This is a genomic window from Rahnella sp. PD12R, from assembly GCF_019200965.1.
GTDB lineage: Bacteria > Pseudomonadota > Gammaproteobacteria > Enterobacterales > Enterobacteriaceae > Rahnella > Rahnella laticis.
Genome location: NZ_JAHTMS010000013.1, coordinates 13,760 through 39,423, shown reverse-complemented (window position 1 = coordinate 39,423; position 25,664 = coordinate 13,760). Strand labels below are relative to the sequence as shown.

The 25,664-nt window shown below is 53.6% G+C and carries 24 protein-coding genes; 18 read left to right on the top strand and 6 right to left on the bottom strand.

The window, feature by feature from the left end; all coding sequences use genetic code 11:
- Nucleotides 1–45 precede the first annotated feature (45 nt).
- A complete protein-coding gene (gene ygfZ, locus KWG64_RS21380; RefSeq protein ID WP_218523064.1) occupies nucleotides 46–1,038 on the top strand; it encodes a tRNA-modifying protein YgfZ in 993 nt (330 codons plus the stop codon).
- Nucleotides 1,039–1,113: 75 nt separating this feature from the next.
- Here the strand turns inward: ygfZ and KWG64_RS21375 are convergent, their stop codons facing one another.
- Nucleotides 1,114–1,644 carry a class IV adenylate cyclase gene (locus KWG64_RS21375; RefSeq protein ID WP_218523063.1) on the bottom strand — a complete coding sequence of 177 codons (531 nt, stop codon included), beginning with the start codon at nucleotides 1,642–1,644 and terminating at the stop codon, nucleotides 1,114–1,116.
- A gap of 185 nt (nucleotides 1,645–1,829) precedes the next feature.
- On the opposite strand from KWG64_RS21375, the gene pfkB reads away from it, so the two are divergent.
- From pfkB to KWG64_RS21360, 3 genes are all read left to right on the top strand, one after another.
- A complete protein-coding gene (gene pfkB / locus KWG64_RS21370; RefSeq protein ID WP_218523102.1) occupies nucleotides 1,830–2,774 on the top strand; it encodes a 6-phosphofructokinase II in 945 nt (314 codons plus the stop codon).
- Nucleotides 2,775–2,933: 159 nt separating this feature from the next.
- Nucleotides 2,934–3,374 carry a DUF1198 domain-containing protein gene (locus KWG64_RS21365; protein ID WP_152324873.1) on the top strand — a complete coding sequence of 147 codons (441 nt, stop codon included), beginning with the start codon at nucleotides 2,934–2,936 and terminating at the stop codon, nucleotides 3,372–3,374.
- 125 nt (nucleotides 3,375–3,499) lie between these two features.
- Nucleotides 3,500–4,387 (top strand): GyrI-like domain-containing protein, encoded by an 888-nt coding sequence (locus KWG64_RS21360; RefSeq protein ID WP_218523062.1) that lies wholly within the window; start codon nucleotides 3,500–3,502, stop codon nucleotides 4,385–4,387.
- Nucleotides 4,388–4,449: 62 nt separating this feature from the next.
- On the opposite strand, the gene KWG64_RS21355 is transcribed toward KWG64_RS21360, so the two are convergent.
- Nucleotides 4,450–4,785, bottom strand: coding sequence for a DUF2002 family protein (locus KWG64_RS21355; protein WP_152324871.1), 336 nt, complete (start codon nucleotides 4,783–4,785; stop codon nucleotides 4,450–4,452).
- A gap of 126 nt (nucleotides 4,786–4,911) precedes the next feature.
- Nucleotides 4,912–6,108 carry an MFS transporter gene (locus KWG64_RS21350; protein WP_218523061.1) on the bottom strand — a complete coding sequence of 399 codons (1,197 nt, stop codon included), beginning with the start codon at nucleotides 6,106–6,108 and terminating at the stop codon, nucleotides 4,912–4,914.
- A gap of 302 nt (nucleotides 6,109–6,410) precedes the next feature.
- Here KWG64_RS21350 and KWG64_RS21345 point away from each other — a divergent pair, with 302 nt between their 5' ends.
- On the top strand, nucleotides 6,411–6,707 hold the full coding sequence (locus tag KWG64_RS21345; RefSeq protein ID WP_218523060.1) for a YqjD family protein: 297 nt from the start codon (nucleotides 6,411–6,413) through the stop codon (nucleotides 6,705–6,707).
- Between the two features lie 117 nt (nucleotides 6,708–6,824).
- Here KWG64_RS21345 and KWG64_RS21340 read toward each other — a convergent pair whose 3' ends face one another.
- Nucleotides 6,825–8,303 carry a PLP-dependent aminotransferase family protein gene (locus KWG64_RS21340; RefSeq protein WP_218523059.1) on the bottom strand — a complete coding sequence of 493 codons (1,479 nt, stop codon included), beginning with the start codon at nucleotides 8,301–8,303 and terminating at the stop codon, nucleotides 6,825–6,827.
- Nucleotides 8,304–8,422: 119 nt separating this feature from the next.
- Here KWG64_RS21340 and KWG64_RS21335 point away from each other — a divergent pair, with 119 nt between their 5' ends.
- From KWG64_RS21335 to mgrA, 6 genes are all read left to right on the top strand, one after another.
- Entirely contained in the window at nucleotides 8,423–8,854 is a 432-nt protein-coding gene (locus KWG64_RS21335; protein ID WP_195815685.1) for a carboxymuconolactone decarboxylase family protein, read from the top strand.
- Between the two features lie 290 nt (nucleotides 8,855–9,144).
- Nucleotides 9,145–9,384 (top strand): glutaredoxin-like protein NrdH, encoded by a 240-nt coding sequence (gene nrdH / locus KWG64_RS21330; RefSeq protein ID WP_101079325.1) that lies wholly within the window; start codon nucleotides 9,145–9,147, stop codon nucleotides 9,382–9,384.
- Between the two features lie 10 nt (nucleotides 9,385–9,394).
- Nucleotides 9,395–9,799: a class Ib ribonucleoside-diphosphate reductase assembly flavoprotein NrdI gene (nrdI, locus tag KWG64_RS21325; protein WP_195815683.1), complete on the top strand. Its 405-nt coding sequence runs from the start codon at nucleotides 9,395–9,397 to the stop codon at nucleotides 9,797–9,799.
- The gene (gene nrdE / locus KWG64_RS21320) at nucleotides 9,781–11,943 is read left to right on the top strand and encodes a class 1b ribonucleoside-diphosphate reductase subunit alpha (protein WP_218523058.1); all 2,163 of its coding nucleotides are present in this window, start codon (nucleotides 9,781–9,783) and stop codon (nucleotides 11,941–11,943) included. Before nrdI ends, nrdE begins: the two co-directional genes overlap by 19 nt.
- Before the next feature lie 20 nt (nucleotides 11,944–11,963).
- Nucleotides 11,964–12,947 carry a class 1b ribonucleoside-diphosphate reductase subunit beta gene (gene nrdF, locus KWG64_RS21315; RefSeq protein WP_218523057.1) on the top strand — a complete coding sequence of 328 codons (984 nt, stop codon included), beginning with the start codon at nucleotides 11,964–11,966 and terminating at the stop codon, nucleotides 12,945–12,947.
- A 198-nt stretch (nucleotides 12,948–13,145) separates the two neighbouring features.
- Nucleotides 13,146–14,186, top strand: coding sequence for an L-glyceraldehyde 3-phosphate reductase (mgrA, locus tag KWG64_RS21310; RefSeq protein WP_218523056.1), 1,041 nt, complete (start codon nucleotides 13,146–13,148; stop codon nucleotides 14,184–14,186).
- Between the two features lie 63 nt (nucleotides 14,187–14,249).
- On the opposite strand, the gene KWG64_RS21305 is transcribed toward mgrA, so the two are convergent.
- A complete protein-coding gene (locus KWG64_RS21305; RefSeq protein ID WP_195815680.1) occupies nucleotides 14,250–14,810 on the bottom strand; it encodes an NlpC/P60 family protein in 561 nt (186 codons plus the stop codon).
- 189 nt (nucleotides 14,811–14,999) lie between these two features.
- Nucleotides 15,000–16,355: a 2-hydroxycarboxylate transporter family protein gene (locus KWG64_RS21300; RefSeq protein ID WP_218523055.1), complete on the bottom strand. Its 1,356-nt coding sequence runs from the start codon at nucleotides 16,353–16,355 to the stop codon at nucleotides 15,000–15,002.
- Nucleotides 16,356–16,674: 319 nt separating this feature from the next.
- On the opposite strand from KWG64_RS21300, the gene KWG64_RS21295 reads away from it, so the two are divergent.
- From KWG64_RS21295 to KWG64_RS21265, 7 genes are all read left to right on the top strand, one after another.
- Nucleotides 16,675–18,327 (top strand): sensor histidine kinase, encoded by a 1,653-nt coding sequence (locus KWG64_RS21295; RefSeq protein WP_218523054.1) that lies wholly within the window; start codon nucleotides 16,675–16,677, stop codon nucleotides 18,325–18,327.
- On the top strand, nucleotides 18,320–19,033 hold the full coding sequence (locus KWG64_RS21290) for a response regulator (protein ID WP_195815677.1): 714 nt from the start codon (nucleotides 18,320–18,322) through the stop codon (nucleotides 19,031–19,033). Before KWG64_RS21295 ends, KWG64_RS21290 begins: the two co-directional genes overlap by 8 nt.
- Before the next feature lie 589 nt (nucleotides 19,034–19,622).
- Nucleotides 19,623–20,819, top strand: coding sequence for a glycine betaine/L-proline ABC transporter ATP-binding protein ProV (proV, locus tag KWG64_RS21285; RefSeq protein WP_218523053.1), 1,197 nt, complete (start codon nucleotides 19,623–19,625; stop codon nucleotides 20,817–20,819).
- Entirely contained in the window at nucleotides 20,816–22,012 is a 1,197-nt protein-coding gene (gene proW / locus KWG64_RS21280) for a glycine betaine/L-proline ABC transporter permease ProW (RefSeq protein ID WP_218523052.1), read from the top strand. The genes proV and proW overlap by 4 nt, the downstream gene beginning before the upstream one ends.
- 104 nt (nucleotides 22,013–22,116) lie before the next feature.
- Complete coding sequence (proX, locus tag KWG64_RS21275; protein ID WP_218523051.1) at nucleotides 22,117–23,121, top strand: glycine betaine/L-proline ABC transporter substrate-binding protein ProX; 1,005 nt, start codon at nucleotides 22,117–22,119, stop codon at nucleotides 23,119–23,121.
- Nucleotides 23,122–23,145: 24 nt separating this feature from the next.
- Entirely contained in the window at nucleotides 23,146–24,141 is a 996-nt protein-coding gene (gene proX, locus KWG64_RS21270; RefSeq protein ID WP_218523050.1) for a glycine betaine/L-proline ABC transporter substrate-binding protein ProX, read from the top strand.
- A 175-nt stretch (nucleotides 24,142–24,316) separates the two neighbouring features.
- Nucleotides 24,317–25,501 (top strand): MFS transporter, encoded by a 1,185-nt coding sequence (locus KWG64_RS21265; protein ID WP_195815671.1) that lies wholly within the window; start codon nucleotides 24,317–24,319, stop codon nucleotides 25,499–25,501.
- Nucleotides 25,502–25,664: the final 163 nt, after the last annotated feature.

Genomic DNA, 25,664 nt, shown 5'->3' with positions numbered 1-25,664 from the left:
TTTACCATGAGGCATCAGTCACATTTCATTGACCGGGATAAGAAAATGGCTAACGCATTCCCCTTTCCACCGCAAAAACCTTCAGCGTCTTCGCATCTGCCGCTGACCCTGATTTCACTGGAAGACTGGGCTTTGGTGACCATGACCGGCGCCGATACGGTGAAATACCTGCAAGGTCAGGTGACGGCAGACATCGATGCCCTGCCGGTCGATCACCACATTCTTTGCGCCCACTGTGACGCTAAAGGGAAAATGTGGAGCAACCTGCGTCTGTTCACACGTGGCGATGGCATGGCCTATATCGAGCGCCGCAATCTGCGCGACATGCAGCTGAATGAAATAAAGAAATACGCCGTGTTTTCGAAAATTACATTTACCGCCGATGATGACGTGGTGCTGCTCGGTGTGGCCGGTTTTCAGGCCAGCGCTGCGCTGACGGGGTTATTCTCGACGCTGCCAACAGCAGAACAGCCGGTCGTACAGCAGGATGAAACGACTCTGTTGCATTTCTCCCTGCCCGCTGAACGTTTTCTGATTGTCACCAGCCCGGAAAAAGCCCGTCAGGTAGTGGAAGAACTGGGTGAGCAGGCGCAGCGCAACGACAGCCAGCAGTGGCTGGCGCTGGATATTGAAGCCGGTTTCCCGGTTATTGATACCGCCAATACTGCGCAGTTTATCCCGCAAGCCACCAATATTCAGGCGCTGGACGGGATCAGTTTCACCAAAGGTTGCTACGCCGGTCAGGAGATGGTCGCAAGGGCAAAATACCGTGGTGCGAACAAGCGCGCGCTGTACTGGTTATCCGGTAAAGCCTCAAAAGTACCGGCTCCGGCTGACGATCTCGAACTGCAACTTGGTGAAAACTGGCGTCGAACCGGCACCGTGCTGGCGGCAGTTCAGCTCAGTGATGGCACCGTCTGGGTTCAGGCCGTTCTTAACAACGACCTGGAAGCCGGCGCCAGCCTGCGCGTTCGCGATGATACAACCAGCCATTTAAGTATCCAGCCGCTGCCGTATTCGCTGGAAGAAACGAAGTAATCCGAAAGCTCGCTGCCGCCCTCTTCATGACCGAACGGTTAAAAGAAGGCGGCAATTCTCAACGTGATATCCGGTTTACGCGTGGTGATGTTTGCCTTTCTGATTAAGCAAATCGACATACGCCTGATCCACCAGTTCCTGCCGGTCGATCCCCAGCCGTTCAAGCAAATCCTCAGCAATCGCAATGCCCTGCTCCGGTGTTTCGCTATCTTCGAGCACCACTTCAAACTCCAGATAATCGCCCAACCCTTTTACGCGGTCGAGATGCAGACGGGTTTGGCCGAGCATGAAAAGCGTTCGCTGTTTGATAACCCTGCCAGCCGCACCGTAGGCCAGTGTGAGCGTTTCGCGCAGACTGTCAGGGTCGTGAGTTTCAGAAAGCGTGTAGTAGCTGGTTTTCGGCCCTGCCTGATCCGGTCGCTGATAGAAAATCAGTTCGCCACGATCCACCGCCAGCGTGCGCAGTTTCAGACGTCCGTGCGGGCAGATAAAAAAGGTATCATCCTGCTCAATAATGTCCGGCAGTCCGTCGGATATCAGCGCAATCTTTTCGTACAGTGCGGAAAAATCATCAACCTTCGCTTTAATCTCAATATTTCTGGCCATCGCTTACTCCCTTAAAAGTTGACTCTTTTTTACGTGTCTTTGATGAACATCCGTTGACCTTACCGTGACAGAATGCTCCGCGGCAAGGAGGTTTGATCTCGCTTACTAAATACGCAATCAGAGGCTGCAAAATCAGATCAGGATGCTAACCTCAGGAGAGTTTTTGGAAAACTGAGGGAACGATGATGACCAAAATTTTTACGCTGACTCTGGCACCTTCACTCGACAGTGCCACACTGACACCCAAGATTTATCCCGAAGGGAAACTGCGTTGTACCGCGCCGGTCTTTGAGCCGGGCGGAGGCGGCATTAACGTTGCCCGCGCCATTGTCCACCTCGGCGGGCAGGCGACGGCGCTGTTCCCGATTGGCGGCCCGACCGGGGAGCATCTGAAGCAGTTACTTCTTGATGAAGGGATCGCCACCGAAACAATTGAAACCCAGGACTGGACGCGGCAAAACCTGCATGTTCATACCGAAAATACCGGTGAGCAATACCGGTTTGTCATGCCCGGTGCGCGGCTGACGGAATCTGAATTCGCCAGCCTGAGTGCAAAAATTGAAAATATTCCTGCCGGTTCAATTCTGGTGATCAGCGGTAGCTTGCCACCCGGGACGCACATTAACGCGCTCACCGATCTTATCCGCAAAGCGCAGGACGCCGGTTTGCGCTGCATTCTCGACAGTTCCGGTGATGCACTGGCCGCGGGCCTGAAACTGGGCGGTCTGGCGCTGGTGAAACCAAACCAGAATGAGCTTTCTGCACTGGTCGGGCGGCCTCTGGAAAATCCGGGCGACGTGCTGGCCGCGGCGCAGAAAATTATCCGCGAAGGCGGAGCCGAGCGCGTCGTGGTTTCACTCGGGCCGCAGGGTGCACTGGCCGTTGATGCGCAAGGCGCATTCCAGGTGGTTCCGCCGCCGGTGAAAAAAATGAGTACCGTCGGTGCCGGTGACAGCATGGTGGGCGCGATGACGCTCAAACTCGCCGCCGGTGCTGATCTGCACGACATTGTGCGCTTCGGTGTTGCTGCGGGCAGCGCAGCGACACTGAACATCGGCACGCGGTTGTGTTCGGATAAAGATACTCAGCAGATTTATCAGTATTTATGCCAGCAAACACTGGCACATTAATGCCCTGAATACGTTCCGCGAGGTCTCCCGGCGTCGCGGAGCGTAAATTCTTTGTCACACCTTCACGTATTTCCTTTCATTAGCAGATAAACTCGCAGCATCGGGTGTTGCATGCACCTTTCACATCACGCCAGAAAAGGCCGGAGGCCAGAGTCCAGAATGATATGGATTATGCTTGCTGCAATTGTTGTGGTTTTTATTGTGGGTTATTGGTTTATGACGGCAGACACCCGTAAAGCGAACGCTTCTCTCGCCAGTCTGTTGAAAATTAAGCCGGTTTACATTGATTCAATGCTGCTGGAAATGGGCAAAAGACAGAGCCAGATGTTTATCCGCTCCATCAGCGGTGGCTATGCTGAAGAGATCCGCAAAGCGGCCTACGTTGTTTTTATTTATCAGACATTTATCAAAGATGCTTCGCCGGAAAATATTGTCCGCTGGCGGAACATTCTGGTGCGCGCGCACCTGCCGCCGCAGCTCAGCAGTGAGCACGCCGAACTGGCGCTGTTCTACTTTGCTGAACTGGACATCGAGCCTTTTGAACTGGCGCAGTTTCGTCGCGATTACAACGAAACCTACAATCAGATCCATCTGGTCTGATGTTCAGAAGTGTTTCACCCATGGCCCTTGCGGGGCCATTTTTTTTGCCTTAACGATGAAAGAGCAATCTCAGTCAGGAAAGCCCTCGGCGACCCGTGCAAAGTAAGTGCCTTGAAGGAGCGGAAATGAATCACGAGAAAACTCATCTTTATCAGCGGCGTTTTCAGCAGGTGTTTGCTTATATAGAGGCGCATCTGGACAGCCCGATGACGGTTGAACAGTTAAGTGAAGTGGCCTGCTTTTCGCAGTTTCACTTTCACCGCCAGTTCAGCCAGTTTTGCGGTGTCAGCGTCAGCCGTTATATCACGCTGATGCGGCTGAAAAGAGCCTCATTCCGGCTGGTGCAAAATCCGCAGGAGAAGATCATTGAGATTGCGTTTGATGCCGGATTTGAAAATCCGGAGTCGTTTTCCCGCGCCTTCAGGAACACTTTCGGCCTGACGCCCAGCGAGTTTCGCAAAGCTCCCGTCTGGGTTGACTGGCATGTGCATTTTCAATTTCCCGGCAGGGAAAATCAGCAGAGGCTGGAAAATATGGATGTGAAAATTATTGAGGTTGCGCCAGTGAGCATTGCGGTGCTGGAGCATCGCGGTGACCCGATGACGGTGAACAATACAGTCGCGAAATTCATTGAATGGCGAAAAGCGTCGGGGCTGTCAGATTACACCGTGCGCGGGACATACGGTATTCCTTACAACGATCCACTGGTGACGCCGGGTGAAGATTTTCGCTTTGACGTTTGCGGGGAGTTAAACCCTGAATCGGGCGGGCGTGTGCCCGAAAATCCACAAGGCGTGGTGGCGAAAAGCCTGCCGGGCGGGCGTTGCGCAGTGGTCCGGCACGTCGGGGCATATGACCGCATCAGCGACAGCGTGTATTACCTTTACCGGGAATGGTTGCCGCAAAGCGGAGAGGAATTACGGGATTTCCCGGTGTATTTCCGCTATCTGCAACTTGATCAGGAATTACCGGAACATGCGCAGCAAACCGATATTTTGCTGCCGTTGAAATAAGGGAAGGGACATCAGGCAGCGCTGCCCCGGCTGATACTGAACGGCAGCGCTGTTTTCCCGGATTATCTGAACACGTTATCCAGATAACTGGCCAGGATCTGCCGCGAGCTGAAACCGTGGCAGATGCCGTAATACGTTTCGTTGTCGCTCGAGACATCCAGCGGGAAGTTTTTATACGCATCACTGCTGCGAAACGACGCCGTCGGTTCGGCAAAACGTTCGCTGCGCTCTTTCAGCGCCGGGTGTATTACCAGGGCAGTCCGGCCAAACCGCGCTTCCCGGTTTACATACACATAGTGTTCGCCACGGCGATAACCGTAAGCTTTATCATCAATATAATCGCGTTCAAATCCCGATGTTTCTAAAACGCGTGCCACTTCATCTGGCCGTAAATACATGGTTGCTCCTCGCTTCTTTAACCGCAAGGCGACCTTACCGCAATAACTCTGCCAAACAATGCCTAAATCCTGAGTTTTGGCGTATTTAGGATTTATCTAAACCCCAAAACCCTGCTCTGAAAAAGGCTATTCGGCAGGCTTTTGCGTGGCGGTTTGCATCCATAATTTGAGGGTGAGCAGCCACGCCACTACCACCATAAAGGCCGCCGCCAGATAAATAGAAGGCGTGCCGAGATGGGAAATAATCAGGCCGGCAACCGGCCCGGTGATGCCCAATCCGAGATCCAGAAACGCGGAATACAGCCCCAGCGCCGTGCCCTGATTCTGCGGCGGAACTTGCTTCACCGCCTCGACACCCAGCGCCGGGAAAACCAGTGAAAAACCCGAACCGGTGAGGAACGCGCCAAGCTGAACAGACAGCGGATCGTGCCCCTGCCAGATCATCAGTAAGCCCGCGATTTCAAAGACGAAAGACACCAGCGAAACCCGCAGGCCGCCAAAGCGGTTGATCATGTTGCCGAAAACCAGACGCGCACCGACAAACCCGAGGCTGAATAATGTGAGGGTAAACGCCGCGCCGCTCCAGCCTTTGTCCGCGTAATAGAGCGTGATAAAGGTGGCGATAACGCCGAATCCGATGGTGCCAAAACCGAGCCCGAGGCCGTAAAGCCAGATGCGCCCGACCACCGCCTTGAAGGCAATGCGTTTACCGGCGGTGACAGAAATCGCGGCTTTCATGCAGGCCAGAACGGAGGCAATGGCGGCGGCAACCACAATCAGCACGGCCACGCCCATCAGGCCAAACGCATGATTGAGCATGACGCCGAGCGGCGCACCCACGGCCATCGCGCCGTAGGTCGCCACGCCGTTCCATGAAATCACCCGTGCGGTGTGCTTCGCGCCCACCGCGCCAATGCCCCACAGCGTGGTACCGGTGCTGCCAAAACTTTCACCGACGCCGAGAAAAACGCGCGCCAGACACAGTAAAAGCAGGCTCGCCAGCGGCCAGTCCGTCAGGAAGAACGCCGCTGCGTAGAAAACGCCGCTCATTGCGCAACAAATCAGACCGAAAATCACCACCCGTTTCGGCCCCAGAAGATCGGCATAGCGCCCGGCATGCGGACGGCTGATCAGGGTCGAAAAATACTGAACACTGATGACCAGACCGGCCAGCACGGAGTTATACCCCAGCGTGTTATGCACAAAACCGGGCAACACCGCGAGCGGCAAACCGATGGTCAGATAGACGACGAAAGTAAACAGCATGAACGACAGAATGCGTTTATTGAGCATTGCGTTAGAGCGAAACGTACTTAAAGACATGGGCAGAACCGGGATGAAAACGCTGCGAGTGGAATCAATAGCATAAACAGGTTTCGGGGAGGATCAAACGTAAAACGGCGCAAAAAATGTTATTGGCTGTAACGCTCAAAAGCATTTGCAGAGAAATCTGAGCCGCGTCACGCAAAGCCGCGCCCCGCCTGATTTCTCCTGACAGCCACATGGCCTGAAAACACCCCGGATCATAGCCCGATGTTCTCAAAGAACCATCCGGTACAACATTTTGGTCTATGCTTTAGTCATCAGCAAAACGAAAGCTAAAGTTCACTACAAGGAGAGACAGAATGGCTAAGAAATCAGAACAGACAATTGATCAGGACGTAGCCCTGCTGGCTGACACGCTGGATGAAGTGCTTCAGTCTGCCGGAAATAAATCCAAGGACGAACTGGATAAACTCCGCAGCAAAGCTGAAGGCGTGTTACGCGATGCCCGTTCACGTTTCAACGGTGAAACACTGACGAAGCATGCCCGTGACGCCGCCGCCTCCGCAAACGACTACGTAAAAGATAACCCATGGTATGGCGTGGGTGCCGGTGCAGCTATCGGTATTGTTATCGGTGTCCTGCTGGGACGTCGGTAACGCAAGAGGCAATTTGCGGTGTTTCATTCCTGTGTCGGGATTATCTGAAACATCCGCGTGGCTCCCTCATTGCCGCGCGATTGCTAAAAAGATGACGGAGCCCTCGGGCTCCGTTTTCTATTTTGAGGATAATGGTGCCGCGGCGACGGAAGCTGAAACAATGTGCGACAGCCGCACCACCAGCTTTTCAGCTATGTCCTGCGAACTGATATTGGGAAAGCCCATCAGTAAACCGTTAGGCCGCAGCCAATCTTCACGTTCGCGGTGCTGAACCTGCCAGTCAGAAAGCGCCTGCACCGCCAGCCCCTGTTCCCGCGCATTTTTGGCAATCAGTGCGTCGTCCAGTTCGCGGCTGAGCGTTGCACAAAGCTGGATCCCGCCAGCCTGCTGATTAACCTGTAATACGTCCGGTGAAAATGCCGCCGTCAGTGCCTGTTCCAGATACCCGCGCCGTTCGGCGTAAAGCTGGCGCATCCGTTTCAGATGCCGGTAAAAATGCCCCTGATCGATAAACTCGGTGATGCTCGCCTGAATCAGCGGCGGCGTGCCACAGATCCGCAGCGGGCAATAGGCTTCGATTTTTTCCACCAGACTTTCCGGCACCACGACATAGCCGCAACGCAGCGCCGGAAACATGACTTTGCTGAATGTCCCGGCATAAATCACGCGTCCCTGCGTATCGAGACTTTTCAGCGACGGTAACGGCTGACCGTGATAGCGGAACTCGCTGTCGTAATCATCTTCGATAATCCACGCCTGTTGTTTTGCAGCCCAGTCCAGCAGCGCCATGCGCCGCGAGAGGCTCATTGTCACGCCAAGCGGGCTTTGATGGGCAGGCGTGACCACGGCAAAACGTGCGTGCGGATTGTTCGCCACGGCCTGCGGAACGTTCATGCCCTCCTCATCGACATTCACCGCAACCGGCACGGCACCGGCGGCGCGGAAAAATGCCTGCGTGACCGGATAGCCGGGATCTTCCAGCCAGACGCCGTCGCCCGGTTGCAGCAGGCTGCCTATAATCAGATCCAGCACCGGCGCATAACCGCCACAGATAAAAATCTGTTCAGGGCGGCAGGTAAAGCCACGGGAAAGCTGAAGGTATCGCGCCACCGACGCCCGCAGTGCGTCAATGCCGGTCAGCGGCGGATGGCCCAGATCGGTCATCGCGGTATGGCGCCCCTGACGCGCCACAATGCGCGACCAGATTGCACGCGGAAAAGCATCGAGCGCAGGCAACCCAAGCTGGAAAGGTAACGACGAGACGGAAGGCAACATCGGGTTAATCGGTTTGCGCGGAGCGGATTTCGCGGCTGGCGACGGCACAGGCGCGGATAAACTGTCCGGCGCGCTGACCACTGTTCCCGCCTGCCCGCGGCTTTGCAGAAACCCCTCCGCCGTAAGCAGGCCGTAGGCGTTTTCGACGGTCGCACGCGCCACACCCAGCTCACTGGCCAGCGCGCGCACGGAAGGCACGCGGCTGCCGCGCCTGAGTTGCCCTTCCATGATCGCCCGTTTGACACGCTGATAAATCTGGCGGTAAAGCGGTTCTTTGTGTTGCGGATCGAGGGAAAAAACGAGGCTGAAGCGGCTCATCATGACCTGCTTAAAGAGAGTTTTTATGGCCCTGTAGTATAGACCATATACTGCGTAAAGTAGCCGTCATTGAGATGCACGGCGCATCCATTTGCCACCCAATTTCACCACAGGAAATCACCATGAATACGCTTCGTTTGCCTTACTACTCTCTGTCTTCTTCCGTCATGGAACCCATGAAAGCCGCGCTCGGCGCACTGGAAAACGGCCCGCTGGATAACGTGATTATCGAGCTGGCGTTCCTGCGCGTTTCACAAATCAACGGCTGTGCGTATTGCCTGGATATGCATTCCAAAGCGCTGCGCAAAATGGACGTGAATCAGACCAAACTGGATCAGCTGGCGGGATGGCAGGTAAGCCATGCGTATTCTGAGCGCGAACGTGCCGCTCTGGCCTGGTCAGAATCACTGACGCTGATTGCCGCCACCGGCGCACCGGACAGCGCGTTTGAACCGCTGAAAGCACATTTCAGCGATGTGGAAATTTCAGAACTGACTTTTGCTATCGGCCTGATGAATGCGTTTAACCGTCTGGCTGTGGGTATGCGCCAGTAAGTTTCATACTTTGTGCAGTGCATTTTTTAAACACATCTCTGCGCAAAAATCAGAACCAAAAAAGTTTCTCCCCGCCAGCCCGCTTCCTGCGGGCTTTGTCGTTTTTGCAATAAGCATTTTTAGAAAATCTACATATTGTATGGTTGAAAATTATAATCACCACATCTAGTATTCAATGCATCGGGACGCCACGATGGCACCGAATCTCGCGCCTCTTCCCGGCTGAAGCAGTGGCACAGCGGGTGAGGCAAAAATTGTCTCTGATTTCTTACTAAATGGAAATACGAATCATGAGCATTATTATTTACAGTAAACCAGACTGTGTCCAGTGCAACGCGACGTACCGTGCATTAGATAAACAAGGCATCGCTTATGAAGTGGTCGATTTGACTCAGGATGAGCAGGCGCTCGGGCAGGTTCGTGCGATGGGGTATCAGCAGGTTCCGGTAATTGTGGCCGGCGACGACCACTGGTCTGGTTTCCGTCCGGACAAAATCTCCGCCCTGCGTCAGCTGCAAACCGCCTTCTGAGGCCTGACGGATGCATCCGTTAGTGTATTTCTCCAGTTCTTCGGAAAACACTCACCGTTTTGTCGGCAAGCTGGATTTGCCGGCAATTCGCATTCCGATTGGCGGAGCAGGCGCAAAACTGCGTGTCGATGAACCCTATATTTTGCTGGTCCCGAGCTACGGCGGCGGTTCGGCAAAAGGCGCGGTGCCCACGCAGGTGATCCGATTCCTCAATGACGAACATAACCGTTCGTTGATCCGCGGTGTTATCGCCGCTGGCAACACCAACTTCGGCGCAGCGTATTGCATTGCCGGCGACATTATTTCCCAGAAGTGTCAGGTTCCTTACCTGTACCGTTTTGAGTTGCTGGGAACGCCGGAAGACGTTGCAAAGGTTAAACAGGGAGTAACAGAATTTTGGCAGCGACAGAACTAGCAATCACCGACCCCGGCACCCGCAGCCCGGACTATCACGCGCTTAACGCGATGCTGAATCTGTTCGACGCTAACGGCCAGATCCAGTTTGATAAAGACCGCCTGGCCGCGCGCCATTACTTCCTGCAACACGTCAATCAGAACACGGTTTTCTTCCACAATCTGGCGGAGAAACTGCGTTATCTGGTGGAAGAAGGCTATTACGAAGCCGACGTGCTGAACCTTTACGAATTCGAAGATATCAAGCGTCTGTTCAAACGGGCTTACGCCCATAAATTCCGCTTCCAGACCTTTCTGGGCGCGTTCAAGTATTACACCAGCTACACGCTGAAAACTTTCGACGGCAAGCGCTATCTCGAGCGTTACGAAGACCGCGTGTGTATGGTCGCGATGACGCTGGCGCGCGGGGATATTCAGCTCGCCGGGCAGTTTGTCGATGAAATTATTTCCGGCCGCTTCCAGCCTGCCACGCCAACTTTCCTGAACTGCGGCAAGAAACAGCGCGGCGAGCTGGTATCGTGTTTCCTGTTGCGCATCGAAGACAACATGGAATCCATCGGCCGTTCGGTGAACTCGGCACTGCAATTGTCAAAACGCGGCGGCGGCGTGGCGTTTATGTTGACCAATATCCGCGAAGTCGGCGCGCCCATTAAGCGCATCGAAAATCAGTCTTCCGGCGTGATTCCCATCATGAAAATGCTGGAAGATGCGTTCTCATACGCCAATCAGCTCGGCGCGCGCCAGGGCGCAGGCGCGGTGTATCTGAACGCGCATCATCCGGACATTCTGCGGTTCCTCGATACCAAACGTGAAAACGCCGACGAAAAAATCCGTATCAAAACGCTGTCTCTTGGCGTGGTCATTCCGGATATCACGTTCGAGCTGGCGAAAAACAACGAAGATATGTACCTGTTCTCGCCGTATCACGTCGAGAAAGTTTACGGCGTGCCGATGTCCGAAATCAGCATCACCGAGAAATACCGCGAGATGGTGAATGACAAACGCATTCACAAAAGCAAAATCAACGCGCGCGAATTCTTCCAGGTGCTGGCGGAAATTCAGTTTGAATCCGGCTATCCGTACATGATGTTTGAGGACACGGTAAACCGCGCCAATCCGATCAAAGGCCGCATCAATATGAGCAACCTGTGTTCGGAGATTTTGCAGGTGAACTCGCCGACGGTGTACGGCGAAGACCTGTCTTATCAGGAAATTGGCAAAGACATTTCCTGTAACCTCGGCTCACTGAATATCGCCTCGGCGATGGATTCCCCGGACTTCGGGAATACGGTGGAAATGGCGGTTCGCGCACTGACGGCGGTATCGGATATGAGCAATATCCGCTCGGTACCGTCTATCGATCAGGGAAATCAGGATTCCCACGCCATCGGCCTCGGGCAGATGAATCTGCACGGTTATCTGTGCCGCGAGCGGATTTATTACGGCTCGGAAGAAGGGCTGGATTTCACCAATATCTATTTCTGCACCGTCGCTTTCCATGCGATCCGTGCCTCGAACCAGATTGCCATCGAACGTCAGCAATCCTTCAAAGGCTTTGCCGATTCGACCTACGCCAGCGGCGCCTATTTTGATAAATACGTCGATGACGCGCTGGCGACGAAATGGCAGCCGAAAACTGCGCGCGTTCGTGAACTGTTTGCAGACAGCGGCATTCACATTCCGACGCTTGCAGACTGGGCGGAGCTGAAAGCCTCGGTGATGCAACACGGCTTGTATAACCAGAACTTACAGGCGGTGCCGCCGACCGGTTCGATTTCTTACATCAATAATTCGACGTCGAGTATTCACCCTATCGTGTCCCGCGTGGAAATCCGCAAAGAGGGCAAGATTGGCCGTGTGTATTATCCGGCGGCGTTTATGACCAACGACAATCTGGATTACTACCAGGATGCGTACGAAATCGGCCCGGAAAAAATTATTGATACCTACGCCGAAGCCACGCAGCACGTCGATCAGGGGCTGTCGCTGACGCTGTTCTTCCGCGATACCGCCACCACGCGCGACATCAACAAAGCGCAGATCTTCGCCTGGCGTAAAGGCATCAAAACCATTTATTACATCCGTCTGCGTCAGATGGCGCTGGAAGGCACCGAAGTTCAGGGCTGCGTTTCCTGCACGCTGTAACCGATTGAAAGGACTTAAAGATGAGCGCAGTAAAACAATTGTTAGTGCCGCAGCCGGTCAGTAAAGCGATCAACTGGAACAAGATCCAGGACGATAAAGATCTGGAAGTCTGGAACCGTCTGACGTCCAACTTCTGGCTGCCGGAAAAAGTGCCGTTATCCAACGATATTCCGTCCTGGGCGACGCTGAGTGCGAAAGAGAAACAGCTGACGATCCGCGTATTTACCGGCCTGACGCTGCTCGATACCGTGCAAAACGTGATCGGCGCACCGACGCTGATGAAAGACGCCGTGACGCCGCACGAAGAAGCGGTTTACTCGAATATCTGCTTTATGGAAGCGGTGCATGCGCGTTCTTACAGCTCGATTTTCTCGACGCTGTGCGCCACCGTGGACGTGGATGAAGCCTATCGCTGGAGCGAGGAAAACGTCGCATTGCAAAATAAAGCCGCGATCATTTTGTCGTATTACGACGGCGAAGATCCGCTGATGAAGAAAGTCGCCAGCGTGTTCCTCGAATCGTTCCTGTTCTATTCCGGTTTTTATCTGCCAATGTACTGGTCGAGCCGCGCCAAACTGACCAATACCGCGGATCTGATCCGCCTGATCATTCGCGACGAAGCGGTTCACGGGTACTACATCGGCTATAAATTCCAGAAAGCACTGGCGCTGGAAAGTGAAGAACGTCAGCGGCAGATCAAAGAGCAGGCGTTTGATCTGATTCAGGATTTATACGACAACGAGATCCGCTACACCGAAGAATTGTACGACGGCGTAGGCTGGAGCGAAGATGTGAAGAAATTTCTGCACTACAACGCCAACAAAGCCCTGATGAATCTCGGCTACGAGGCGCTGTTCCCGGCCAGCATGGCAGACGTCAATCCGGCGATCCTCTCGGCATTATCGCCAAACGCCGACGAAAACCACGACTTCTTCTCAGGATCCGGTTCTTCCTACGTGATCGGCAAAGCGGTCAACACCGAAGATGAGGACTGGGATTTCTGATGTTGCTGTAATTTCTTCAGGGGTTACAATAGAAACAGTGTTTCAAAAATAACCCTACTTCCTCTAAATAGTTCGAGTGGCAGGAAGGCGGCAAGTTTGCTCATCCCGGGAGCATAGTGAACTATGTGACCGGGTGAGTGAGCGCAGCCAACGCATCTGCAACTTGAAATATGACGAGGAAACAAAGAAGGAAACATCATGCTTTACGCTGCCTCACCTTCACGCTATGAAACCATGCAATTCCGCCGCTGCGGTCAGAGTGGTTTAAAACTCCCTGCACTTTCTCTCGGTTTATGGCACAGCTTCGGCCATGTCAGCCCGCTGGGATCCCAGCGCGCCCTGCTGCAAAAAGCCTTTGATTTAGGCATCACGCATTTCGATCTGGCGAATAACTACGGGCCACCTCCGGGTTCCGCCGAAGAGAATTTTGGCAAGTTGCTGCGTCAGGATTTTTCGTCTTACCGCGATGAGCTGATTATCTCCACCAAAGCCGGTTACGACATGTGGCCCGGCCCTTACGGCTCCGGCGGCTCGCGCAAATATCTGCTGGCAAGTCTGGATCAAAGCCTGCAACGCATGGGGCTGGATTACGTCGATATCTTCTATTCCCACCGCGTGGATGAAGAAACGCCAATGGAAGAAACCGCCGCCGCGCTGGCTTACGCCGTGCAAAGCGGTAAGGCGCTGTATGTCGGGATTTCGTCTTATTCGCCGGAACGTACGCAGAAAATGGCGGAACTGCTGCGCGAGCTGAAAGTGCCGCTGCTGATCCACCAGCCGTCTTACAATCTGCTGAACCGCTGGGTGGATAAAAGCGGCCTGCTGGATACGCTGAAACAAAACGGCGCGGGCTGCATCGCGTTCACGCCGCTGGCTCAGGGGCTGCTGACCGGTAAGTATCTGAACGGGATCCCGGACGGTTCGCGCATGCAGGTGGAAGGCAATAAAGTGCGCGGGCTGAATGAAAAAATGCTGACGGAGGAAAACCTCAACAGCCTGCGTTTACTCAATGAAATGGCGCACAAGCGCGGCCAGAGCATGGCGCAGATGGCGCTAAGCTGGTTGCTGAAAGACGATCGCGTGACGTCCGTGCTGATTGGCGCCAGCCGTCCTGAACAGCTGGAAGAAAACGTCAGGGCGCTGGAAAACCTGCGATTCACCGCCGAAGAGCTGGCGGCGATTGATCAGCATGTCTCAGACGGTCAGTTAAATTTGTGGCAGGCATCATCAGATAAATAAGCGGATAAATAATCAGTCATTAAAGGGCGGAGAGTATTAATCCGCCTTTTTAATAAATAAGTGTTAACTCATTAATTCCAGACGTCGCGCTGTTTCATAATGATTGACCCAATACTGATTATCCAGTGACGATATTGTGACACCTTCAATTTTAGAGGCATGAATAAACTGATTATCGCCAATATATACGCCGACGTGACGATCGGCCTCTGTCGTTTTAAAAAAGACTAAATCGCCGGGCTGAAGGTTGTCTTTATTCACCTTTTTGCCATTTTTAATTTGCTCAAACGTCGTGCGTGGCAACGGATGATGCAGGGAATCATTGAACAGATGCTGCATCAGCGCTGAGCAGTCCACGCCTTTGTGTGTCGTGCCGCCCAGATGATACTGAGTGCCTTTCCAGTGAGAATACTGAGATAATAATGCCGTTTTAATTTCATCAGGATTGCCATTATCACCGGATAAAGGCGCTTCGTTATGTAATTTAAAAATTTCTTTATGGGAATAATTCTTTTTCCCGAGAGACGTGAATTCCTTTGGCAATTCGAAGGCAAAGGAATTAATGCTAAAGAAAGAAGAGATTATCAGTAATAAAAAATAAACCGGGGTTTTAATACGAAACATGCGAACGTTCTTTTTTCAGAAATAGATTTCATCCTTACCTGTAGACCAGCGTACGGGGCGGGTGACTCGTCGTTGAGTGCGCAAATAATAACCGACGAGCAAAAAATAACCACCAGAAAACGAGTCCAAAAAAAGACTTTCTAATTTTTGCCTGTTAGCCCCCTTTAGGGAAAAGGGGGCAGAAGGCACTCAGGAGAAGAACTTCGCCAGCACGAAAAGCCCGACGGAAACGTTGATCGCACCGCCGATGCGGGTGGCTATTTGGGCGAAAGGCATCAGCGTCATGCGGTTGCCGGAGGTCAGAATGGCCACGTCGCCGGTGCCGCCCTGCCCGCTCTGGCAACAGGAAACAATCGCGACATCAATCGGATGCATACCGATTTTTTTTCCGACGTAAAAACCCGTGCCGACCAGCGCCAGCACGGTGGTGACGATCACCAGCAGGTTTTGTACGGTAAACGCGTTGATCAGCTCCTGCCACGGCGTAATCGCAACACCAACGGCAAACAGCACCGGATAGGTGACGGCCGTGCGGAAGAATTTATACACCGTCATCGAACCGTGCTGGATGGTCGGCGAAATGCCATTTGCCAGTTTCACCAGCACCGCGGCAAACAACATCCCGACCGGCGCAGGCAGGCCAATCCATTTTTGCCCGAGCATCCCGACCATATACAGCAGGATCGCCAGCAGCGCGCCGCAAGCCAAAGCGTTCACGCCGGGATTACCCTGAAACTCATCGGTTCCGCTGCCAATATTGCCTTCTTTGGCTGGCATCAGCGAACCTTCGCCGGTCAGATGCGGATAACGTTTTCCGAGCTGATTCAGTACGCCCGCCAATACAATAGCCGTCAGACCACCCAGCATAACTATCGGCAGGATCCGCCCGAGCGCCACGCCTTGCTCCATATGCAGAATGGTCGCGTAGCCCATCGACAGCGGGATCGCGCCTTCGCCGACGCCACCGGCCATGATCGGCAGGATCAGGAAGAAGAAGGTTTGCATCGGCGGTAAGCCTAGCGCGGTACCCATCGCCATTCCGGCGATCATCCCGACGATTTCACCGCACAGCATCGGCACGAAGATCCGCATAAAACCCTGGATCAGCACCTGACGGTTCATACTCATAATGCTGCCGACAATAATGCAGCAGATGTAGAGATAGAGGATGTTGGTGGATTTGTAGAATTTAACCGTGGAATCGACCACGACGTCCGGCAGCAGGCCATAATGCACCATCGCGGATGGAATAAAGGTGGCGCAAATCGCCGCTGCGCCAAGTTTGCCGACCACCGGCAGACGTTTTCCGAATTCACCGCAGGCAAACCCGAAGAACGCCAGCGTCGCGACCATCACCACGATATCGCTGGGCAGTTTGCCATTCAGGCAATCGAGCAGGATCAGCACGCCCGCCAGCAGGAAAAACGGCAGCGGGATAATCCCTATCTTGTAGTTATCCAGAATGTGCCACCATTTTTGCCGGGCAGACATACCGGAAGTTTTTGTTTCTTTGACAGCGATGTAGGAATCGTCGGTTGTGCTCATGACATTGCCTCTTTCTTGGTAATACTTTTCTTATTGATGGTCTGAGCATATGAAAATGGCCGGTCAGGCGGATGTGAGGTTGTTCAAATTAAAACCGCAGGGATAAAGGTTGTTATGGTGTTTATGGAGTTAATGCGTCCAAATTTATAAGGATTATCAGATAAGTAGTAAAACCGGCAATTAACCCTGCAATCATTGCGTGAATTACATTCTATTTATCTTCTTCGTTCACAACTTCGCTTATGCCAGATTACGGCGGCGTTTTCGCCGTGATAGGCTTATTCGATGTGTGTCTGAGGGCTGGCTTTTGGCGGGATGTATGAAATTAAGATTACCTTTTCAGGTAAAGCTCTTTTTATCTCTGGTGGTATTTTCCTGCCTGTTGCTGGCGCTGCTGGGCGCTATTTTATTTCATATCATCGACCGCCAGCTGCATCACGATCTGGGGCAGCGCGCCAGAGTTCAGGCCAGCGAAATCGCGCTGATGCCGGGTCTGGCGGAGAAAGTCGCCCGTCGCGATGTGCAGGGAATTGCCCGTCTTATCCAGCCGTTACGCGATAAGAGTGATGCCAGTTATATCGTGATTGGCGACGTCCGCGAGCGGCATCTTTATCACTCGGAATCCCCGGACAGAATAGATTTGCCGATGATTGGCGGCGATAACGCGGAGGTGCTGGCCGGGAAAACCATTATATCGGTGCGTCAGGGCGGCATCGGCGTTTCATTACGCAGCAAAGCGCCGATACTCGACGAAAATAACCAGGTCATCGGCATTGTGTCGGTCGGCTATCTCACGTCTTATATCGACAATATTAATGGTCACCGTCTGGCGCAGGCCGGTTTATACGGTCTTCTTCTATTATTACTGCTGTTTATTTTCTCGTGGATGTTTACCCGCAACGTCAAAAAACAGATGTTCTGGCTCGAACCCAAGGATATTGCGCTGCTGGTTCGCCAGCAAAAAGCGTTGCTGGAAGCCATGTACGAAGGCGTATTTGCGATTAATGCTGAGAAGCAGCTGATTTCCATTAACCGCGCCGCCCGGGAGTTACTCGATATCCGTCAGCCGGAAAACGAGCTGATCGGCAAACCGCTGGAAGAAGTGCTCCACACGCCGCCCGCGTTCTTTACGCAAAGCGGCATTCAGGACAATAACAGCCGCCATGATCAGATAACCGTGCTCAACCAGCGTCAGGTGATCATGAACCGCGTGCCGATTGAGCTGGAGCCGGGCAAAGAGAGCGGATGGGTATTCAGCTTCCGCGATAAAAATGACATTAATACGCTGAGCAGCCAGCTGAGCCAGGTGAAACGCTACGCCGATAGTCTGCGCATCATGCGCCATGAACAGCTGAACTGGACGGCGACGCTGGCGGGTTTACTGCAAATGCAGCGTTATGATGACGCGATGCATTACATTCAGGCTCAGTCGGAAGGTGCGCAGGCGGTGCTGGATTTCGTGTCGGCACGCTTCACGTCGCCTGCCCTTTGCGGGCTGCTGCTGGGAAAATTCGTCAGTGCACGCGAGAAAGGCGTGGAGCTGGTGTTTGACCCGGCCTGCCAGTTAATCCGTATTCCGCCGGTCATCGGCGAAACCGAGCTAATGTCGGTGATCGGCAATCTGCTTGATAACGCCGTGGACGCCACGCTGAAAGCCGGCGCACCGATTTCGCCGGTAGAATTGTATATTTCAGACAGGAACCGCGAGCTGCTGATTGAGGTGGCCGATCGCGGTGGCGGCGTCGATGACGCCCTGAAGCCGAATCTGTTTGAGCAGGGCGTCACCTCAAAGCCTTCCGGCGGCGATGAGATGACCGGCGCCGAACACGGCATCGGGCTTTATCTGGTGGCCGGTTACGTCCGTCAGGCGGGCGGCAGCATCGAAATCTCAGACAATGCGCCTCAGGGTACGATATTTTCAGTGTTTATCCCGTATCCGTCAGAGAGGTCAACAGGACAGCAACATGAATAACAGCAGCGCACTCGATGTCGTGATTGTGGAAGACGAGCCGCACCTTGCCGGTCTGCACCGTGATTTTATCGAGCAAAACTTTAACCTGCGCGTGGTCGGGATTGCCGCCACGCTGGAACAGGCCCGTTCGTTATTGCGGCTGCATCAGCCGAGGCTGGTGCTGCTGGATAATTACCTGCCAGACGGCCAGGGCGTGGATCTGATCGACAGCCCGCTGCTTAAAAGCTTCGACTGTTCGGTGATTTTCATTACCGCAGCCAGCGATATGCAAACGTGCAGCCACGCCATGCGCAGCGGCGCGTTTGACTACATTATTAAGCCGGTGTCGTTTCACCGCCTGCGCAGCTCGCTCGAGCGATTCATGCAACTGGTGCAAACCCTGCGCAATGTGAAAGTGGTCGATCAGCGGGCGCTGGACAAACTGTTTAACCTCCCCGCCAGCGACACGCCGCCAGCCCCTTCTGCGAAAGGGATTGAGCCGAATACGCTCGAACTGGTTCAGCGGGTTTTCACCGCAAAACCCGATGTCAGCTGGTCGGTGGAACAGGTGGTTGAAGAGGTTGGGATCAGCAAAACCACCGGCCGCCGGTATCTGGAATATTGTGTGGAAATGGGCTTTATCGGCGTCGAGATGCAGTACGGAAATATCGGCCATCCAAGGCGTCTGTACCGGAAAATAGTGACTGAGGAAAAATCCTCCTCCTGAACCCGAATTATGGCGTTCTGCCCCTCTGAATTTCGCCTTCACGGCCAGCGGTTCCGCTGGCCAAATTCCCACATTTCAACCCGCACAGTGCGATTATTTCCACAAATATTCACCTTTCAGACAACCGGTAAATACGGGGCTTTCAGTGCAAGCTGAAATCACTATTTACACATTGCTAATCCCGCCATGAAATTTGCATTAAATCCACCTGAATCACACTATTTAAACCACCAAAAACCCCACAAAACAAGAAGTCATTAATCCATTTAAAATCAATTATTTGATTATATATTTAGCAAAATACACGCATCAGATAATTAGGTAGCCAACAATAATCACAGCGCCCTTGAAATTGTCATTAAATGTCAACCCGAGCTGACGTAAATTAGACGCGCATAATACATAAAAATACGCCACCAGAAACACAACCATGAATATTCATGAGAAACATTGAGACTTGTCTCAGAATTTTGGTGTGTTAGGGTATAAAGCGTTCACTATTTTGTAACAGGCAAAAAACTATACGTTTCAACAGAAAAATTAGACATCAAGCCGATACGGCTATTTATATCCAAGGAATGCATATTGCATGGCAATTAAAATCGAAGTAAAAAATCTTTATAAGGTGTTTGGCGAGAACCCGGATCGCGCTTTCAAGATGATTGACGCAGGCAAGGGTAAAGAAGAAATTTTTGAGAAAACCGGTCTGTCACTTGGCGTTAAAGATGCCAGTCTGGCCATTGAAGAAGGCGAGATCTTCGTCATCATGGGGTTATCCGGTTCCGGTAAATCCACCATGGTACGCCTTCTCAATCGTCTGATAGAGCCCACCCGCGGCGAAGTGCTGATTGACGGCGAAGACATCGCCAAAATCTCAGAATCAAAATTACGCCAGGTGCGTCGCAGTAAAATCAGTATGGTATTTCAGTCGTTTGCACTGATGCCACACCTGACCGTGTTGAATAATACGGCCTTTGGTATGGAGCTGGCCGGTGTGCCGGTGGAAGAGCGAAATGTCAAAGCGCTGGATGCGCTGCGTCAGGTCGGGCTGGAAAACTATGCCAATTCTTATCCGGATGAATTGTCCGGGGGGATGCGCCAGCGCGTCGGCTTAGCCCGCGCGATGGCCAATAACCCTGATATTCTGCTGATGGATGAAGCCTTCTCGGCGCTCGATCCGTTAATCCGCACCGAAATGCAGGATGAGCTGGTGAAGCTGCAAGCGCAGCATCAGCGCACCATCGTGTTTATTTCCCATGACCTCGACGAAGCCATGCGCATCGGCGACCGCATTGCGATTATGCAGGGCGGCGAAGTGGTTCAGGTCGGTACGCCGGAAGATATTCTCAATAATCCGGCCAATGACTATGTCCGCACCTTCTTCCGTGGTGTCGATATCAGTCAGGTCTTCAGCGCCAAAGACATTGCCCGCCGTCGTGGTGCGCTCATTCGTAAAACCCCCGGTTTTGGTCCGCGTGCTGCGCTCAAGCTGCTCGAAGATGAAGACCGCGAATATGGTTATGTGCTGGAACGCGGTCAGAAATTCATCGGCGTCGTGTCGATTGAATCCCTGAAAACCGCGCTGAAAGCCAATCAGCCGCTGGAAAGCGCCCTGCTGGAATCTCCGGCACCGGTGCAGGCAGATATGCCGCTCAGCGAACTGATTTCTCATGTTGCCGCCGCGCCTTGCGCCGTACCGGTGATCAATGAGGACAATAACTATATCGGCATTATTTCCAAAGCCATGCTGCTTCAGGCTCTGGATAAAGAAGGGGGTAACGAATGAGCAACTCAACCATAAACAATACAGTTCTTCAGCACGCGCAGGCGGCTCAGGCTCAGCCACTGGATGCATCCGTTGATCCGTGGAGTGCCGATAACGCCAGCGGTGGCGTTGCGCCGCAGCCTGACGCCGCAGCCAGTTCCGCACCTGCCGATGCCGGTGGCGATCCGTGGGGCGGCAGCAGCGATGCCGCAACCAGCGCACCGGACACCACGCACCACGCCGCCGCACAGGCCAACGACTGGCTGAGCGTCGCACCGGAACAGCATCAGCATTTCAATATTCTGGATCCGTTTCACAGCACGCTGATCCCGCTCGACCACTGGGTAACCAACGGGATCGACTGGCTGGTTGGCAACTTCCGTCCGGTATTCCAGGGGATCCGCGTGCCGGTCGATTTCGTGCTGAGCGGTTTTCAAAGCGGGCTGGAATCACTACCAGCTCCCATTGCGATTCTGATTTTCGCCCTGCTCGCCTGGCAGATGGCGGGTTTAGGCATGGGTGCCGCCACGCTGGTTTCTCTGGTTCTGATCGGCGCAATCGGCGCGTGGTCACAAGCCATGGTGACGCTGGCGCTGGTTCTGACCTCGCTGTTCTTCTGTATTCTGATCGGTTTGCCGATGGGGATATGGCTGGCGCGCAGTCAGCGGGCGGCAAAAATTATCCGGCCTCTGCTCGATGCCATGCAGACCACTCCGGCGTTCGTGTATCTGGTGCCGATCGTGATGCTGTTTGGTATCGGTAACGTGCCGGGGGTTGTGGTCACCATTATCTTCGCCCTCCCACCGGTCGTACGTCTGACGATTCTGGGGATCAACCAGGTACCGGAAGATCTGATCGAAGCCGCGAAATCCTTCGGATCCAGCCCGAGCCAGATGCTGTTTAAAGTTCAGCTTCCGCTGGCGATGCCGACCATCATGGCCGGTATTAATCAGACGCTGATGCTGGCGCTGTCGATGGTGGTTATCGCCTCGATGATCGCCGTCGGTGGTCTGGGTCAGATGGTTCTGCGCGGGATTGGCCGTCTGGATATGGGCCTCGCGTCGGTCGGTGGTGCGGGTATCGTTATTCTCGCCATCATCCTCGACCGCCTGACGCAGTCTATGGGCCGCGACAGCCGCAGCAAAGGCGGCCACCGCTGGTTCACCCGCGGACCGGTTGGTCTGGTGATGAAGCCTTTCGTCAAAAAAGCCTGATTCACACACTGCACTTTTCCCGGCGGTTCGCTGCCGGGAACTCTCAAAAGCTAAAACTACGCAGTCCACTCTTACGTATTCACCAGCAAGAATAAGGGTTCACCATGCGCACAACACAACTAAAAACACTCGTCCTCGCATTATCGATCGCCACACCCGCCGCTTTCGCCGCTGATTTACCGGGCAAAGGCGTGGTCGTGAAACCTCTGCAAAGCACCATCGCAGAAGAGACTTTCCAGACGGAACTGGTTAACCGCGCCCTGCAAAAACTGGGGTATGACGTTCAGCAAACCGGTGAAGTGGATTACAACGTCGCGTACACCGCCATCGCAAGCGGCGATTCGACGTACATGGCGGTGAACTGGGAACCGCTGCAAAAAGATATGTACAACGCCGCCGGTGGCGATCAGAAATTTTACCGTCAGGGCACCTATATCAGCGGCGCAGCGCAGGGTTATCTGATCGACAAAAAAACCGCCGATAAATATCACATCCACGATTTGTCGCAGCTGAAAGACCCGAAAATCGCCGGGCTGTTTGACGCCGACGGTGACGGCAAAGCCGATATGGCCGGCTGTAATCCGGGCTGGGTATGCGGCTCCGTCATCAATACGCAAATTAAAGCCTACGGCCTGAGCGACACCGTCACACAGAACGAAGGCAACTATTCGGCGATTATTGCCGATACGCTGACCCGCTATAAATCCGGCAAACCAGTGCTGTATTTCACCTGGACGCCTTACTGGGTGAGCAACGAGATGAAACCGGGCAAAGACGTGGTCTGGCTGACCGTGCCGTTCTCGGCCAATCCTGGCTCGCTGAAAGACATGGATACCACGCTGCCGAACGGCAAAAACTACGGTTTCCCGGTCAACAACGAACACATCGTGGCGAATAAAGCCTGGGCTGAGAAAAACCCGGCCGCCGCGAAACTGTTCGCCATCATGAAACTGCCGCTGGCGGACGTGAACGCGCAAAACCTGAAGATGCACGAAGGGGAATCCTCTTCTGACGATATTCAGCAACACGTTGACGGCTGGATCAAAGCACACCAGGCCACGTTTGATGGCTGGATCAAAGAAGCGGCCGCCGCAGCCGCCACGAAATAACCGATGAAAATCTCAGAGGAATTTATGAAAAAGACAGGATTCTGGGCGGTTGCCGCCCTCACCACATTTGCCACAGCCACAACGTTCGCCGCCGATCTTCCGGGTAAAGGCGTCAGCGTGACACCGATTCAAAGCACCATCAGCGAAGAAACTTTCCAGACGGAACTGGTGAATAAGGCGCTGGAAAAACTGGGCTACGATGTTCAGCCGACCCGTGAAGTGGATTACAACGTCGGCTACACCACCATTGCCGCCGGTGACGCCACGTTTACCGCCGTGAACTGGTCACCGCTCCATGATGAAATGTACAAAGCCGCCGGTGGCGATAAAGTTTTCTATCGTGAAGGGACGTATGTGACCGGCGCAGCGCAGGGCTGGCTTATCGATAAGAAAACCGCCGAGCAGTATCACATCACCAACATCGAGCAACTTAAAGATCCGAAACTTGCCAAGCTGTTTGATACCAACGGCGACGGCAAAGCTGATCTGACCGGTTGTACGCCGGGCTGGGGCTGTGAAGCCGCACTGAACGAACAGCTGAAAGCGTACGGTCTGGAAAAAACCGTGACACATAATCAGGGTAACTATTCCGCGATGATCGCCGACACCATTACGCGATACAAAGAAGGCAAACCGATTTTCTATTACACCTGGACGCCGTACTGGGTCAGCAATGTGCTGATCCCGGGCAAAGATGTGTTGTGGATGCAGGTGCCATTCTCCGTCGTGCCGGGTGATAAAAACGCCGATACCAAACTGCCAAACGGCAAGAACTACGGTTTCCCGGTGAGCACTATGCATATCGTGGCAAACAAAGCCTGGGCCGAGAAAAACCCGGCCGCCGCGAAGCTGTTTGCCATCATGAAATTACCGCTGAAAGACATCAATGCGCAGAATGCTGCGATGCACGCCGGTAAAAACTCGGATGCTGATATCGATGCGCAGACCGACGGCTGGATTAAAGCCCATCAGGAAGAGTTCGATGGCTGGGTGAAAGAAGCCGCTGCTGCCGCGAAGTAAGCGAAAAATGACGCAGTAAAACCCGCGGGCGGAGAGAAATCTCCGCCCGTTTTTATGGCTATTACAAAACCCGATAGTTGCCATTAAAACTATTCATTGGTTTAATATTTCAACCAAAACGATAATCGTTTTTTCGCATTTCCCTGCCCTTCAATAAGATCCGTTGATTCTCATTATGAAAAAAACTACAACACATTCCCCGCTCAGCCCGGCGCTGATCATGCTGATGGCGGTGGCCACCGGGCTTGCCGTTGCCAGTAACTATTATCCGCAACCGCTGCTGGAAACCATTGCGCGTGCGTTCAGCCTTTCCGTTAATCAGGCCGGTTTTATCGTCACCGTCGCTCAGCTGGGTTATGCCTGCGGGCTGATGTTTATCGTTCCGCTGGGCGATATGTTTGAACGTCGTAACCTGATTGTGCTGATGACTCTGCTTTCCGCCGCCGGATTGCTGATCACTGCGATGGCACCGACGCTGACTATCATGCTGGTGGGGACAGCGCTGACCGGGCTGTTCTCGGTAGTGGCGCAGATTCTGGTGCCGCTGGCGGCGACGCTGGCTGAACCGGAACGACGCGGCAAAGTGGTCGGGCTGATTATGTCCGGTCTGTTGCTGGGTATTCTGCTGGCCCGGACGGTTGCCGGTGCACTGGCGACACTCGGCGGCTGGCGGACGGTGTACTGGGTTGCCAGTGCGCTGATGATTATCATGGCACTCGTTTTATGGCGCAAACTGCCAAAACATCAGCAGCATACGGATCTTAATTATCCGCAACTGCTCAAATCCATTTTCACCCTGTTTATCCACACGCCGGTTTTACGCACCCGCGCGCTGATTGGTATGTTCTGTTTTGCCAACTTCAGCATTTTGTGGACGTCGATGGCGTTCCTGCTGGCTGGCCCGGCGTATCACTATTCCGAAGGGGTGATTGGCCTGTTTGGTCTGGTCGGCGCAGCGGGCGCACTGGCGGCTACACGCGCCGGACATTTGGCCGACAAAGGCAAAGCGCATCTGACAACAACGGCGGGACTGGTGCTGCTTTTACTGTCCTGGGCGGCGATCGCTTACGGTCAGCATTCGGTGATCTCGCTGATCGTCGGCATCATCGTTTTGGACCTTTCGGTTCAGGGCGTGCACATCACCAACCAAAGTGTGATTTACAAATCGATGCCGGAAGCGCGTAACCGCCTGACCGCAGGCTACATGACAACGTACTTTATTGGCGGCGCGGTAGGGTCTCTGGTGTCGGCTTCGGCTTATCAAACGGCGGGCTGGTATGGGGTCTCGGTGGCAGGCACCATCATGTGCGTACTGAATTTACTGGTCTGGCTAAAAGGGTATAAACACAAGCTGGCCTGATAACGTACGAAATTACATCAGGAGGGAATCATCACCCCTCCTGATTAGCTTGCGAATAATCATATTGGAAATTTATTTGAACCAAAGGGTGTTAACAATACTTACAGTCTGGTAATGTTTACGCCATAAATTATTCGCCGGCATCCTCCCGGTTTTCACAATG

What these genes read in the sequence shown, in the direction of transcription:
- ygfZ (WP_218523064.1), top strand. Translation starts at nt 46, where the DNA reads ATGGCTAACGCATTCCCCTTTCCACCGCAAAAACCTTCAGCGTCTTCG.
- KWG64_RS21375 (WP_218523063.1), bottom strand. Translation starts at nt 1,644, where the DNA reads ATGGCCAGAAATATTGAGATTAAAGCGAAGGTTGATGATTTTTCCGCA.
- pfkB (WP_218523102.1), top strand. Translation starts at nt 1,830, where the DNA reads ATGACCAAAATTTTTACGCTGACTCTGGCACCTTCACTCGACAGTGCC.
- KWG64_RS21365 (WP_152324873.1), top strand. Translation starts at nt 2,934, where the DNA reads ATGATATGGATTATGCTTGCTGCAATTGTTGTGGTTTTTATTGTGGGT.
- KWG64_RS21360 (WP_218523062.1), top strand. Translation starts at nt 3,500, where the DNA reads ATGAATCACGAGAAAACTCATCTTTATCAGCGGCGTTTTCAGCAGGTG.
- KWG64_RS21355 (WP_152324871.1), bottom strand. Translation starts at nt 4,785, where the DNA reads ATGTATTTACGGCCAGATGAAGTGGCACGCGTTTTAGAAACATCGGGA.
- KWG64_RS21350 (WP_218523061.1), bottom strand. Translation starts at nt 6,108, where the DNA reads ATGTCTTTAAGTACGTTTCGCTCTAACGCAATGCTCAATAAACGCATT.
- KWG64_RS21345 (WP_218523060.1), top strand. Translation starts at nt 6,411, where the DNA reads ATGGCTAAGAAATCAGAACAGACAATTGATCAGGACGTAGCCCTGCTG.
- KWG64_RS21340 (WP_218523059.1), bottom strand. Translation starts at nt 8,303, where the DNA reads ATGATGAGCCGCTTCAGCCTCGTTTTTTCCCTCGATCCGCAACACAAA.
- KWG64_RS21335 (WP_195815685.1), top strand. Translation starts at nt 8,423, where the DNA reads ATGAATACGCTTCGTTTGCCTTACTACTCTCTGTCTTCTTCCGTCATG.
- nrdH (WP_101079325.1), top strand. Translation starts at nt 9,145, where the DNA reads ATGAGCATTATTATTTACAGTAAACCAGACTGTGTCCAGTGCAACGCG.
- nrdI (WP_195815683.1), top strand. Translation starts at nt 9,395, where the DNA reads ATGCATCCGTTAGTGTATTTCTCCAGTTCTTCGGAAAACACTCACCGT.
- nrdF (WP_218523057.1), top strand. Translation starts at nt 11,964, where the DNA reads ATGAGCGCAGTAAAACAATTGTTAGTGCCGCAGCCGGTCAGTAAAGCG.
- mgrA (WP_218523056.1), top strand. Translation starts at nt 13,146, where the DNA reads ATGCTTTACGCTGCCTCACCTTCACGCTATGAAACCATGCAATTCCGC.
- KWG64_RS21305 (WP_195815680.1), bottom strand. Translation starts at nt 14,810, where the DNA reads ATGTTTCGTATTAAAACCCCGGTTTATTTTTTATTACTGATAATCTCT.
- KWG64_RS21300 (WP_218523055.1), bottom strand. Translation starts at nt 16,355, where the DNA reads ATGAGCACAACCGACGATTCCTACATCGCTGTCAAAGAAACAAAAACT.
- KWG64_RS21295 (WP_218523054.1), top strand. Translation starts at nt 16,675, where the DNA reads ATGAAATTAAGATTACCTTTTCAGGTAAAGCTCTTTTTATCTCTGGTG.
- KWG64_RS21290 (WP_195815677.1), top strand. Translation starts at nt 18,320, where the DNA reads ATGAATAACAGCAGCGCACTCGATGTCGTGATTGTGGAAGACGAGCCG.
- proV (WP_218523053.1), top strand. Translation starts at nt 19,623, where the DNA reads ATGGCAATTAAAATCGAAGTAAAAAATCTTTATAAGGTGTTTGGCGAG.
- proW (WP_218523052.1), top strand. Translation starts at nt 20,816, where the DNA reads ATGAGCAACTCAACCATAAACAATACAGTTCTTCAGCACGCGCAGGCG.
- proX (WP_218523051.1), top strand. Translation starts at nt 22,117, where the DNA reads ATGCGCACAACACAACTAAAAACACTCGTCCTCGCATTATCGATCGCC.
- proX (WP_218523050.1), top strand. Translation starts at nt 23,146, where the DNA reads ATGAAAAAGACAGGATTCTGGGCGGTTGCCGCCCTCACCACATTTGCC.
- KWG64_RS21265 (WP_195815671.1), top strand. Translation starts at nt 24,317, where the DNA reads ATGAAAAAAACTACAACACATTCCCCGCTCAGCCCGGCGCTGATCATG.